We start from the raw sequence: 13521 nt of genomic DNA on the forward strand, positions 1-13521 counted from the left end.
GAGTTAGTTTTTTGTGTAATTGATGGCAGCTTTTACAAACTTAACAAAAAGCGGGTGCGGATTAAGAACCGTGCTTTTTAATTCCGGGTGATATTGCGCCGCTACAAACCAAGGGTGGTTGTTCAGTTCGATCACTTCTACCAGCCCGGTGTCCGGGTTAATGCCGGTTGCCATCATGCCTGCGTTCTCAAAATCAGTTAAGTACTTGTTATTGAACTCGTAACGGTGGCGGTGGCGCTCCGAAATACGCGACTTCCCGTAAATAGAATAAGCTTTAGAACCCTTTTTTAGTTCACAGATGTACGCTCCGAGTCGCATGGTGCCACCCATTTGTGTGATCTGCTTCTGGTCGGCCATCATGTCGATGATCGGGTGAGGCGTTTCAGGGTCCATTTCAGTAGAAGCGGCGTTGTCAAGTTTCAGTACGTTGCGGGCAAACTCTACGGCAGCGCATTGCATACCCAGGCAGATGCCCAGGAACGGGATGTTGTTTTCGCGTACATATTTAATGGCCTCCAGTTTCCCTTTAAAGCCACGTTCACCAAAACCAGGGGCAACCAATACACCGTGTTTATCCTGCAGCAAAGAAGCTACGTTTTCTTCGTTGATAGTTTCTGACTGGAACCATTTGATATTTACTTTGCATTCGTTTGCCGAACCAGCATGTACAAAAGCTTCGATGATGGATTTATAAGCATCCGGAAGCTCTACATACTTTCCAACCAAAGCAATGTTCACTTCAGCAGTCGGGTTTTTTAAACGCCCCAGGAAATCTTTCCAGCTATCCAGGTTCGGGTCTGCGCGGTGTGGTAGTTTCAGTTTACCAATTACACGCTCGTCCAGCTTTTCTTTGCGCATCAGCAGCGGTACATCGTAAATAGTATCGGCATCTAAAGATTCTATAACAGAGTTGATCTTTACGTTACAGAACAAGGCGATTTTCTTGCGCAGGTCAGCCGGAATAGGGTACTCGGAGCGGCAAACCAGGATATCAGGCTGCACGCCAGCTTCTGAAAGATCGCGTACCGAGTGTTGTGTTGGCTTGGTCTTGAGTTCGCCGGCAGCTTTCAGGTAAGGTACCAGCGTCAGGTGAATAACGCAGGTTTCGTTTACGCCCAGTTCCCAGCGCAGCTGGCGCACGGCTTCCACAAACGGCAACGACTCAATATCGCCCACGCAACCGCCAATTTCCGTGATGATGATATCAAACTCACCGGATTCGCCTAGCAACAACATACGGCGCTTAATCTCATCGGTAATGTGCGGAATAACCTGTACGGTTTTACCCAGGTAGGCACCTTGTCTTTCCTGTGTGATAACGTGATTATAAATGCGGCCGGTGGTTACGTTGTTTGCCTGCGATGTCGCAACATTCAGGAAACGTTCATAATGGCCAAGATCCAGATCCGTTTCAGCACCGTCTTCGGTTACATAGCATTCGCCATGTTCGTAAGGGTTCAGTGTGCCCGGATCAATGTTAATGTAAGGATCAAATTTTTGAATGGTGACAGAAAAGCCTCTCGCCTGAAGTAATTTAGCAAGGGAAGCAGAAATAATGCCTTTTCCAAGGGATGAGGTAACGCCTCCGGTAACAAATATATATTTAGCAGCCATAAGTTGGGTTAGTCTTATGGGCTGTAAAGTTACAGCGAATTATTTGATTTTCGGTAATAAGAGCGGATTCTTATCTTGATTGGTACACTATAACTTTAAAATAGGGAAGTATAAATCAGGAGGGAAGGAGAGAAATTTATACTTAAAAATCCAGGGTAAGCTGGTAGCCCTGTAGTTTATCGTGGGGGTAAAGCAGGCTCGAAACCGAAATGCCCAGCAACCTGACCGGGTAGTTAGGTAGGTGTGGCGTCCGCAATAACTCCCTGGCAATGGTGTAGATAACGTCGGTTGCGCTGAAGTCGCTCAGGTATGTTTTGCTGCGTGTGTTTTGCGTAAAATCGAAATATTTGATCTTGAGCGTAACCGTTTTGGCCGTAGCCTGCAGCCGTTCCATATCATGGGCCACTTCTTTAGCCAGAAAATCGAGTTGGGCCAGCATTTCTTCTTCTTCTGCAATATCCGTTTCAAAGGTTCGCTCCGAGCCAATGGATTTACGGATGCGGTGCGGCTGCACTTCGCGGTCGTCCTGGGCGCGGGAAATGTGGTAATAGTAATGGCCTGTTTTACCAAAGTGCTGCACCAGTTCCTGTTCGGTACGCTGGCGGAGATCAGCGCCGGTTAAAATGCCCATTCGCTGCATTTTAGCTGCCGTTACTTTACCAATTCCATGAAACTTTTCGATGGCAAGGCTGGCAACCAGCGCTTCGGCTTTATCAGGGGTTACAAGTGTAAAGCCGTCGGGTTTGTTCAGGTCTGACGCAATTTTAGCCAGAAATTTATTGAACGAAACGCCTGCTGAAGCGGTGAGTCCGGTTTCTTCTTTAATGCGTTTCCTGATTTCCTGGGCAATGATGCTGGCCGATGGCATTCCGATCTTGTTCTCGGTCACATCCAGGTAGGCTTCATCCAGCGAGAGTGGCTCTACAAGGTCTGTATAGGCAAAGAATATCTCTCGGATCTGCCTGGAAACGGCGCTGTATACCTCGAAGCGGGGCTTCACAAAAATGAGCTGCGGACAACGCTGCGCAGCGATCTTGGAAGCTAACGCAGAATGCACGCCAAATTTTCGGGCTTCGTAACTGGCAGCCGCCACCACTCCTCTTGCCCTGGAGCCGCCCACAGCCACAGGTTTTCCGCGCAATTCAGGGTTATCCCGCTGCTCCACGGAAGCAAAAAAAGCGTCCATATCAATGTGAATGATCTTGCGAATCGGGTTTTCCAAGTGCTTCCAAAGTATAAATACAAAGATACGAATCTTAATTGAGGAGATTTCTTTCTGATTTGTTATTGCTCTTTTTTAAGGTTAAGTATTAAATAATCAGTTTATTACCATCGCAAAAAGAAGGCTTAGAAGTATAAGTTCAGGTCAGATTTTACAATTTAATAATTTACTTATTTGGAATTAATCTAAATAGTTAATTGCTTTGTCGGATATTTAAAATCATTCTAAATAAGACTATGAAAAAATTATACCTGCAACGCTTTACTGTAAAGCAGCTTGCCCTGATTGTGTGTTGTTTTATACTTTCCGTAACGGTTGCCTTTGCGCAAACCGGCACAATAGAGGGTATCGTGAAAACAAGTGATGGCAAACCAGCCGGGTTTGTGAATGTGGCGCTAACCGAGCTTAACAAGGGAACTATGACAGCCGAGAACGGTACTTTCAGTATCAAAGGTGTGAAGCCCGGAAGTTATACGTTGAAATGCTCTTTTATCGGGCTCGAAAGCCAGGTACAGACTGTTACTATTGAAGCAGGACAGACCGTAAATGCTCAAATAGCCTTACAGGAAAGCGCTTCCGAATTATCCGAAGTGGTTATCACGGGTGCCCGCACGATCAACCGTAAGCCTGTAGAAGTTGGCAAAATAGCTATTAACCCGATCGATCTGCCACAAAGTATAACCATTGTAGGCAACGAAGTGATTACCAACCAACAGGCTTCCCGCATGAGCGATGTGATCAGGAATGTAAACGGTGTAGCGCTGGGGACTACAAGGGGAGGTACGTCCGAAACATTTTTTGCGCGTGGCTACAACCTTGGGGCAAACAGTATGATGAAAAACGGCTCGCGGTCTAACTCAGCAGTAATGCCGGAAGCCAGCACACTGGAGCGTGTAGAAGTTTTGAAAGGAAGTGCAGCCCTGCTTTACGGCAATGTATCGGGTGGAGCGGTTGTGAACATGGTTACCAAAAAGCCTAAGTTTGAGTATGGCGGCGAAGTTTCGATGCGTTTTGGAAGCTATAATCTCTTTAAACCTATTGTCGATCTGTATGGCCCCATCTCTAAGAATCTTGCCTTTAGAGTAGTAGGCACTTATGAGAATGCAGAAAGCTACCGCAACAGCGTTAAAACAGAACGCTTTTATGTTAACCCGTCTTTGCTCTATAAACTAGGTTCTAAAACCGATATTATAGTGCAGGCTGATTACCTGGACCATAGTGCCAATCCTGATTTCGGTATTGGAACTGTAGCCGGAAAAATACCGACTTCAATTGATCGCTCAGCTTATTTTAACACCCCCTGGGCTTTTAATGATGTAAAACAGACTTCCGTTTCGACTGATATCAATCACCAGTTTAACGACAACTGGAAGCTTAACTTTATAGGCTCACGCATGGAGATGAAGCGCGACTATTTCTCTTCAGAAAGAATACAGGCGCAGGAGAATGGTAACTGGCCCCGTTCCTTAACCCGTTCCAGAATTTCAGAAGATTATTATAATGCCCAGCTTAATTTAACCGGTACGTTCCAAACGGGAAGTATAAAACACCAGCTATTGGTTGGCACAGATGGCGAGCGTTACATCAATACAAGCGATGCCTTTAAAATCAACCTTGACCGGGACAAATCTTATATCGTAAAAAATCCAAATGGGACTGAGACACTTTTCTATGACCTCTTTAACGTATTTGACCAAAGCGTAAACCAGGTAAATACTTATCAGCCTGGAGCAGTGCATACCGCAACAACAGAAGCACCCCGCTACCGGTTTGGTGCCTTTGCCCAGAACCTGATCAGCCTGAACGAGAAATTTAAAGTGCTTGCCGGCCTGCGCTGGTCTTATGAGGAAGCTGCATCTCCAACAATAGCTTATACCAGCCCAGAGTTTGTACCTAACACACCGGCAGTTATGGCTGTTCCCAAGTATGATAAAGCATTTTCGCCACGCCTGGGCTTGGTTTACCAGCCTATGGGTAACCTGTCTTTCTTTGCAAGTTACTCCAATAATTTTTCGCCAAACTCAGGGGTTGATATAAACAACCAGGCACTGGAACCCTCTATTATTGATCAGTATGAAATAGGCGTGAAAAGCGATCTGCTCAAAGACAAATTATCGGCAAATGTTACGGTTTATAAAATCATAAATGATAACCTGGCTCAGCAAGCCCTGGATGCCTCCGGTAACCTGATTCCGAATGTACGCGCTTTGGTTGGCGAAACAACCAGCGACGGCGTAGAAGTAGATCTGAGCGGAACCATCGTGAACGGTTTATCTTTTATGGCCGGTTACAGCTACAACGATATGCGTTTTACGAATACACCTGGTGGCAAAGGCAGCAACATAGAAGGGGAGCGCCTGGTAAGTATGCCTGCGCACACGGCTAACGGCACGCTGTTTTATACTTTCAGTTCCTCGTTTCTGAAAGATGTAAAAGTGGGATTCTCCGGGTTTTATACCGGAGAGCGTAATGCCGGCTGGAACAACACTGTAGCGCAGGTTCAGCCTGGTTCGCGCCTGATTCCGGTAAGCGGTTTTGCGACATTCGATATATCGCTTGGCTATACTTACAAAAAACTTGCCCTGCTAGGAAAGATATCCAACATCACAAACGAGCTCAATTACTATGTACACGAAAACTACAGTGTTAACCCGATCCCGCCGCGCCAGTTCGTAACAACGCTTTCGTATAAATTTTAATTTACAATAGCACTTACATCAATTATAATGTAAAAACCAAAAGTCCTGTCGGTAGTAAGCCGGCAGGACTTTTTTATATGAAGATTTTTTAGTTTTAAAAAGTATCCAACTGATGCCCTCGCAGCGTGTTTTCACCTGCAAGCGTACAGGACACCAACAAGGGCATGTAGTTACTAACTAAACAGAGTGACTTTAAAGCTTAGGGCTACCTTTGAGCAAGTATACTTTCAGGTTGATAATTGAACGGCTGCCTGTGATGCTACTTTAAAGTATAAGTCTGTTAGGTTCATTACTAAGCATGAAGTTACACGTAATTACAGTTCAGCAATTCAGGAATAAACAAAGTATACGTATACTTGTTAAATTGATGTACATACATTAAATTGAAGTATAAATTAAAATCGACCCCATGCTCAGAAGTATAAAAAAACTACACAAAGCTATTGCCGCACCGATTGATGACCTGGTAACTTACCGGGCTATCCCCACGCAATCCATCGAATACCTTGATCCGTTTCTTTTCCTAAATCACCACGGTCCGCAAACTTACGGACCAAACAACAGGGGTTTGCCTTTTGGGCCGCATCCGCACAGGGGCTTCGAAACGCTTACTTTTATACTTGCCGGTGATATTATGCACCAGGATACAGGCGGCGGACAAAGTGTGATCGAAGCAGGCGGCGTACAATGGATGACAGCGGGCAGCGGCCTGATCCATGCTGAAATTTCTTCGGATAAATTCAAGAAAACCGGTGGCCCTTTAGAAATTCTGCAGTTGTGGTTTAACCTGCCGGCCAAGTATAAAATGGTAGCACCAACCTACAAAGGCCTTACCAAAGAAGAAATTCCGGTGGTGGAAGAAGACGGAGGCAAGGTAAAAGTGAATGTGGTCTCAGGAAGTTGGGGAGATGTACAGGGCGGCATGCAATCGCTGAGCGATATACACATGGCAAGTATAAACCTGGAAGCAGGCGGCAGCTTCACCACAAGTATAGATGCGGCGCGCACCGTATTTTTTTATGTGGTAAGTGGGCAAGTGCAGGTAAACAATAAAGTTGTTCCTAAGCTTAACCTGGTGGAGTTCGGGAATGATGGTAATGAAATAAAAGTGGAGGCTAGTGAAGATGCGGTTATACTTTTAGGACATGCCTTGCCTTATAACGAGCCGGTCGTGAGCCACGGTCCTTTTGTGATGAATACAGAGCAAGAGATCAGGGAAGCGTTCCGGGATTACCAGTTGGGTAAAATGGGAACATGGGAGGGATGATTATACTTTATAGAACCTATTTGCTGCAAACCTGAGTATAGAGAAGCTTATTTTAGTAAGTACGCTCTAACCAGTTCACATTTTAACCCATTACATGAAAAGTTTAGTTGATTTTATTGGCAATACGCCGCTTATCGAACTTAAAAATATATCACCCAACCCGGCCGTAAAGCTTTTGGCTAAACTCGAAGGCAATAATCCGGGTGGCAGCGTAAAAGACAGAGCCGCTTATAGCATGATAAAAGGTGCGCTGGATAGAGGAGAACTAACACCGGGCACTAAACTGATCGAAGCGACCAGCGGTAACACAGGCATTGCCTTGGCGATGATTGCCAATTTGTTTGACGTTGAGATTGAACTGGTGATGCCGGCCAGTGCTACCAAAGAACGCGTGTTAACCATGGAAGCTTTTGGTGCCAAAGTTACGCTTACACCAGCCGAAGGCTCCATGGAAGCTGCCATTGACTATGTTCATCATAAAGTAGCGCAAGGTGGCTATTTGATGCTGAACCAATTTGCAAACCCGGATAATTACGGAGCACACTACCAGACAACCGGCCCCGAGATCTGGCGCGATACCCAGGGCACGGTAACACACTTTGTTTCGTCGATGGGCACGACCGGTACCATTATGGGCGTATCGCGTTACCTGAAAGAACAGAACATTGCCATACAAATTGTAGGAGCACAGCCTGTAGCCGGTTCTCAGATACCGGGCATCCGCCGTTGGCCCGAAGAATATTTACCTAAGATTTTTGATAAAAGCAGGGTAGACCAGACCATAGATGTGAGCCAGGCGGAAGCCACCGCCATGACGCGCCGGCTTGCCCGCGAAGAAGGCGTTTTTGCCGGCATGAGTAGCGGCGGTGCCGTACATGTTGCTACTAAACTGATAGAAAACTTAGAATCTGGAGTAGTGGTTTGTATTATCTGCGATCGCGGAGACCGCTACCTTTCTTCTGACCTTTTCGGATAAGCAGCTTATACTTTAAAATGAAAAATCCCTCTGTACATAAAGCACAGAGGGATTTTTATGTATAAAACTAACGTGTTATCTTTTCTTGGATGCGCCTCGCTGCGGGCCGGAGGAGCGTCCGGAACCACCTTTAGCAGCCCCGCGGCTGCCGGATGCGCTTTTCGATTTGCTTCTGAAATCGCTGCTTTTACCTGGCTTGGATGTATTACCAAAATCTTTGCTTTTGCCGGAGCTGCTTTTGGTATTGCCTTTCCCGAAAGCACCTGTTTTACTGCCTGTTGCTGTTCTGCGCGGTTTAAAAGCATTGCTTCTGGCTGGTTTGTCAGGAGTATTGCTGGCGGCTTTTTTCTTTCCGATTGAGCCTTCCTCCGTCTTCGTAGATTCGGAAACCATACTATGCAGCACTTCTATTTCAGATTCGGTTAAATAGCGCCACTGGCCCAAAGGCAGTTTGGTAAGCGTGATGTTCATGATCCGGATACGCTGCAAGGCCACTACTTCGTAATTTAGCGCTTCGCACATGCGACGTATCTGGCGGTTCATGCCTTGGGTAAGTATGATCCTGAATTTGAAAGGCGTTTCCTGGGCTACAAAACACTTTTTTGTGTTCACACCAAGTATGGATACGCCGCTTCCCATCTTCGTAATAAAATCCGGGGTAATCGGTTTATCAACTGTTACGATGTACTCTTTTTCGTGCTTGTTGCCAGCCCTTAGGATCTTGTTTACAATGTCGCCGTTGTTGGTCAGGAAAATCAGTCCTTCCGAATCTTTATCAAGTCTGCCGATCGGGAAGATGCGCTCCGGGTAATTTACAAACCGGATAATGTTATCGCGTTGCGAAAGGTCAGTTGTGGTTTCGATACCGGCCGGTTTATTCAGCGCAAGGTAAACAGGCTCCACTTCGTTAATATTGATTTGTTTGCCGTCCACCATCACCTTGTCGCGGTTGGTAACTTTGGAGCCAACTCCCGGAATTTTGCCGTTCACCAGCACACGGCCCTGCTCGATCAGTTTATCGGCTTCGCGACGTGAACAGGTACCGGATTCACTTATAAATTTATTTAATCGGATGGGTTCCATATAGGGCGGCTAGCGTGGTAATGATGTGGGAGCAGGAATAATCTGCGAAACAAGTATAAACTCAAAATTACAAAAATCCGGAGACTTTAGCAGGGAAGTATAACGGATGGTTTTACAAGGATCAGTTAACGAAAACTAAAAGTATAAAACTGATGCTTTTTTAATGATGAAGCTGTTTAGCGTTTTCAATAATAGTAGCTTAACCTGCCGTTGTTGGTGTTTTCACCGACAACTATACTTTCACTAACAGGAGCTTGCTGGTGAAAACACGCAGCAAGGGCAGCAGTAATTTATTTATTTAAATTCTTAACAGCCTCAATATGAAAAACTCAGATTTTATACTTTCGTGCAGTACTTATCTTGGTTTTCTGGATGTGTTTTTCGAAGAAGCACTTCGGTTAGTAGCCGGTTTTGATGCTGTATTTCTGCCCGCCCCTTTCGGCGCATCCTTACTGAACGTTCTTTTGGATTCCGGTTTCGCAGCTGCGTTTCTGGGAGTGCTTTTAGAAGCGCTTGCGGCACGTTTGCTGTTTACTCTTTCCGTTTTTGATTTGGAAGTGGCAGGTTTTCCAGCTGATCTGTTTTTATCGAATGTCTTGGTTCTGGCGGCCAGCTCTCTTCTTCGGGCTTCCGCAAATTCATCCTGGTTTGCTTCCTGCTTGCGGCTGCTTTTACCGGAAACAGTTTCAATCAAAACATCAATTTCAGGCTGAGACAAGGTACGCCAATGCCCGTTAGCCAGTTTAGCCAGCGATATGTTCTGAATACGGGTGCGCTGCAAATGCACCACTTTATACCCCAGCGTTTCGCACAAACTCTTAATATGATGATCAGCATTTGGCTCGAGCAAAATCCTGAACTTTGAAGGGCCTTCTTTGGTAACTGTATGTTTGCGTTGTACTTCGCCTGGTTCCGGCGGACCCATATAACTTATCTTATCCAGAAATTCAGGGGTGATCACCTTATCTACTTTCAGGATATATTCTTTCTGAAGCCTGTTATCGCCTCGCACCAGCTTGCGCACCAACTCCGTATCGTTACTCAGAAAGATAAGACCTTCGCCGTCGCGGTCCAGCTGCCCGATTGGTTGCAGGGAAGCAGGGTAGTTAAGAGCGCGGATAATGTTATTCTTTACCGAATCGTCTGTTTTGGTAGAAATGCCAGCGGGCTTGTTAAAGGCCAGAAAAACCGGAACTTCCTCGCGTACGCGCAGCATCTGGTCATCAATCCGTACTTTATCTTTTGGTGTTACTTTCGTACCGGCATCGGGAAGTTTGTTGTTTACTGTTACGCGGCCTTCCTCAATCAGCCTATCGGCCTCGCGGCGGGAGCAGAACCCGGTGTCGCTTATAAATTTGTTTAATCTCTTCGGTTCCATGTAGTTAGGGCGCCAGGTATAGTTACTATCCTGTAAATACCTGTTTTAGATGCCGCTGGTTTAATTCAAAAATCAAAATTACGTAAAACCGTTGATTTCTCAACCTGAACCCGGTATCTCCTTAAATGAAAAGAGGCTGCCTGTTATGGGCAGCCTCTGAAAAGGTAAGGTATATTTTTAAAGTATAAGGCTAGTATAAGTAACCTAAAGCAGTTTTATCATTTGTATTGAACGGACGATTCTGCCCGGAACCGATACATGCCAACATCCAGGAGTTTGGATCAGCTGATGCTGGTGTTCCCGGGACCTGGATAGCACCCACTGTGCTGGCTCCTTCGTTGGTATAACCGCCACCACAAGAGTAGCTTCTGTCCATGTAATCTGTATGGCGGAAACCAATGCAATGGCCTATCTCATGTGCCAGAATTGTAGCCAGCCAGCTTCTGTTAGGGTTGGTACCAATATGGCGTGTAGCAATTTTAACTTCGTTATGAGGCTGACCAGCAGAAGTAGGGAAGCCAGCTGAAGCTAGGTACTGTGCATTTTTAGGCGCAGCAACAAGGTTAATAGAAGCACCTGATGTAACACGCTGGAATGTAAGCTGAATTCCTTCTGCATTATAACGGGCAAGCGCTTCATCTACCGCAGCAACATAAGACGCAGGCAATTTCGGATCAACTGAAACAGTGATTACCCTTGGCAACCCTGTTACTAAATTTGTGGTGCGGTATTGCTCTGCTTCGCCAACACGCAGTGCCTGCACTTTACCCGCATCCCGCAGATCACTCTCTTTTAATATAATATCACCCTCAACCAGGTAACCCCCTTCAGCACGTTGTACATTTTGTGTACTGAAACCCATTGTTTTTATGGCGTTTATCGTTTGCTCAGATATTTCACTGCTGCTGGTAACTTCTTCTTCATTCTGGCAGGATGTAAGGCTGAATGATGCTGCCATAAAGGCAAATACAAGTACACGGTTAAATTTCATCTGTTTTAAGGTTTAGGGTTTCACATTTGTTCAATGTAGCAATAAATATGGGTAGTAAAAAAATATTAACTAATTATTAATCAGGATATTATAAAATATTAACCACTATCCAGCTATACTTCTGCTTTATTGGTACAGGAGACAATGTTTCTTCTGAAAAAGAATAGAAGAAATGATTTTAAAAATTTTAAGTGCAATAGATGAGGTTGGTAAATTAGATAGGGGATTTAACGAAGTCAGATAACATAGGTTGCACGTAAAATGGGTAATAATGAGAAACATAGCTAAGAGAAATCTGGAAATTATGAAAACGGAGATGAGGCAAATCAATATCACACGGTGCTCTGCTGGATTTTCCAAATAAAATAGCCACTACCCGCAAGGCAGTGGCTATTTATAGAGTACTAGTAAACTTCTAATTAATTGGCATAGGTATCGTCTGTGAGCGTCTGCAGAAAGGCAATAATGGCTTGTATCTCGTCCTCGCGCAGGTTAAGCGGATCAGAAGGAAGTGTCTGGTTTTCCAGTATCAGCCCCATGCCAGCGGCGCCTCCTTTGTTATAGAAGTCCATTACCTGTTCCAAACCAGTATAAGCACCGTTGTGCATGTAAGGTGCGGTTTTAGCTATGTTTCGCACAGTTGGCGTCTTAAAAGAGTAACAGAGTTCGGCCAGCTGGTTCTGGACATACCGCCCTTCATCAGCATCTAGCTTGGGCAAAGCTGCGTTTGGGTTTTGCAGTACACCAATTACTTCCCCTTCGGTATTGTTAAAGGCAGGGGCAGCTGTGCCGTTAAATACAGGCATAAAATGGCAGGTACCACATTTGGCTTTGCCCATAAATAAGTTAAATCCTTTCACCTCTTCTACTGATAAAAGCTCTTTTTCTCCGCGCATGTGCCTGTCGAACCTGGAGTTGAAGGGGGCCAACGACCTTACATAACTGGCCAGTGCTATCATAACGTGCTTTGGCGTTACTTCCGCCTTTATTTCCGGAAAAGCCTCCTGGAAAGCCTGCAAATAGTTTTGCTGTCGGTTCAGTCGGTTGGCAGCTTCCGTTACCGAACCATGCATTTCCTCTTTATTCAGAATAACCGCTTCTGCCTGGCTCTCCAGGGAAGTCGCACGCATGTCATAAAACTGGGCATGTTGCAGACCGGCATAAAGCAGGGTGGGTGCATTGCGCTGCACAACTTTACCTGCCTCTATGGCAGCGCTTTTTGGCATACCATCTGTAAAAGCCAGCTCTGGTCTGTGGCAGGTTCCGCAGGTACGTGTGCCACCCGCTACCACCGGATCAAAGAATAACATTTTACCTAACTTTATTTTAGCAGGAGTGGCCTGAGCTTCTGAGGATCCGGCAAAATAATTTATGTTTACAGCATCCTGATCAAAGAGGGTAGTGGCTATGGGGTTTAGAACAGATTGTGCATCTGCTGCTGGAATGTTTAGCTCTGTCTGCCAGTTTGTTAAGGATCGTGTAATAGGGTTTGCAAAACGCATGATAAATGCCATCCTATCGAAGCTATCGAAATTATGCTGCTGCGAAGTATAAACGATGGCTTCGTATAACAACTTTTCCAGTTCCGGATTTTCTCCAAAAAAGCTTAGCACTTCTTTAACAGCTGTTAATGCTACAGATGCTTCCTGAATGCCGGTAGCTGCAAGCGGTGTGTCAAATCCTGCCATTCCCAGAACCATGATCCGGTAGATTTCCTGTTTGCAGGCACTCAGCAGATGCGCTTCTGTAAATTCTGTACTTTCCAGCACATTGCGGGCGCGACCAAGTATGGAAATGAATTTTTTAATTTCCCGCACCAGCTCTTTGCGGTTACTTTCTTCATAAACCGGATACAAGTGTTCTTCTATCACCTGCAAGCCGGATGGCTCAAACGTTTTTGTTTCTTCTACTTCAATCTCAGGCAGCGCCGCACCATTCAGTTCTTTACTTGCAGTAGGGGCATAATATTCTGTAAAGAGCTCTACCTGCTTATAAGCCATCCGCGTTTCAGCAAATGCTATACGAATAGAGTCTGAAGGACCAGCACTCGCAAGGCGCAGCAACTTGTGTTCGGCAATATGAGCTAAGGTATCCATTTCGGCCAGCACATAAGTTTTCGCTTTTTGCGAAGGGGTGAGAGGGGCATCGGGCGTGCAACACAGCAAGATTAAATTCAAAAGAACTGCAGCGGTAAGTATAAACTTTTTCATTGAGGCAAATCAATTAAACCAGAAAGCAAAGCCCTCCCGAGACCGGTAAGGCTTTGCTTTGATAACGGGTATGAAGTATGA

General features: G+C 45.4%; 9 protein-coding genes. 3 read left to right on the top strand and 6 right to left on the bottom strand.

What is annotated here, in order from left to right:
- Nucleotides 1-3 precede the first annotated feature (3 nt).
- Together DP923_RS07330 and dinB are read right to left on the bottom strand one after the other, a co-directional pair.
- Entirely contained in the window at nt 4-1614 is a 1611-nt protein-coding gene (locus DP923_RS07330) for a CTP synthase (protein ID WP_112305188.1), read from the bottom strand.
- Nucleotides 1615-1756: 142 nt separating this feature from the next.
- Entirely contained in the window at nt 1757-2836 is a 1080-nt protein-coding gene (dinB, locus tag DP923_RS07335) for a DNA polymerase IV (RefSeq protein ID WP_207801952.1), read from the bottom strand.
- Nucleotides 2837-3072: 236 nt separating this feature from the next.
- On the opposite strand from dinB, the gene DP923_RS07340 reads away from it, so the two are divergent.
- From DP923_RS07340 to cysM, 3 genes are all read left to right on the top strand, one after another.
- Nucleotides 3073-5535, top strand: a complete 2463-nt coding sequence (locus DP923_RS07340) for a TonB-dependent receptor (protein ID WP_112305189.1) — start codon at nt 3073-3075, stop codon at nt 5533-5535.
- Between the two features lie 409 nt (nt 5536-5944).
- On the top strand, nt 5945-6802 hold the full coding sequence (locus tag DP923_RS07345; RefSeq protein ID WP_112305190.1) for a pirin family protein: 858 nt from the start codon (nt 5945-5947) through the stop codon (nt 6800-6802).
- 94 nt (nt 6803-6896) lie between these two features.
- A complete protein-coding gene (gene cysM, locus DP923_RS07350; RefSeq protein ID WP_112305191.1) occupies nt 6897-7778 on the top strand; it encodes a cysteine synthase CysM in 882 nt (293 codons plus the stop codon).
- A 75-nt stretch (nt 7779-7853) separates the two neighbouring features.
- Here cysM and rluF read toward each other — a convergent pair whose 3' ends face one another.
- From rluF to DP923_RS07370, 4 genes are all read right to left on the bottom strand, one after another.
- A complete protein-coding gene (gene rluF, locus DP923_RS07355) occupies nt 7854-8861 on the bottom strand; it encodes a 23S rRNA pseudouridine(2604) synthase RluF (protein WP_112305192.1) in 1008 nt (335 codons plus the stop codon).
- Nucleotides 8862-9216: 355 nt separating this feature from the next.
- A complete protein-coding gene (locus DP923_RS07360; protein ID WP_112305193.1) occupies nt 9217-10239 on the bottom strand; it encodes a pseudouridine synthase in 1023 nt (340 codons plus the stop codon).
- A gap of 190 nt (nt 10240-10429) precedes the next feature.
- The gene (locus DP923_RS07365) at nt 10430-11230 is read right to left on the bottom strand and encodes a M57 family metalloprotease (RefSeq protein ID WP_112305194.1); all 801 of its coding nucleotides are present in this window, start codon (nt 11228-11230) and stop codon (nt 10430-10432) included.
- 419 nt (nt 11231-11649) lie between these two features.
- A complete protein-coding gene (locus tag DP923_RS07370) occupies nt 11650-13407 on the bottom strand; it encodes a cytochrome c peroxidase (protein ID WP_165838161.1) in 1758 nt (585 codons plus the stop codon).
- Between the last annotated feature and the right edge of the window lie 114 nt (nt 13408-13521).

Source organism: Pontibacter arcticus (genome assembly GCF_003284895.1).
Lineage (GTDB): Bacteria > Bacteroidota > Bacteroidia > Cytophagales > Hymenobacteraceae > Pontibacter > Pontibacter arcticus.

Coding starts and splice junctions, on each gene's coding strand:
- DP923_RS07330 (WP_112305188.1), bottom strand. CDS start 1,614: ATGGCTGCTAAATATATATTTGTTACCGGAGGCGTTACCTCATCCCTT.
- DP923_RS07360 (WP_112305193.1), bottom strand. CDS start 10,239: ATGGAACCGAAGAGATTAAACAAATTTATAAGCGACACCGGGTTCTGC.
- cysM (WP_112305191.1), top strand. CDS start 6,897: ATGAAAAGTTTAGTTGATTTTATTGGCAATACGCCGCTTATCGAACTT.
- DP923_RS07345 (WP_112305190.1), top strand. CDS start 5,945: ATGCTCAGAAGTATAAAAAAACTACACAAAGCTATTGCCGCACCGATT.
- DP923_RS07340 (WP_112305189.1), top strand. CDS start 3,073: ATGAAAAAATTATACCTGCAACGCTTTACTGTAAAGCAGCTTGCCCTG.
- DP923_RS07365 (WP_112305194.1), bottom strand. CDS start 11,230: ATGAAATTTAACCGTGTACTTGTATTTGCCTTTATGGCAGCATCATTC.
- rluF (WP_112305192.1), bottom strand. CDS start 8,861: ATGGAACCCATCCGATTAAATAAATTTATAAGTGAATCCGGTACCTGT.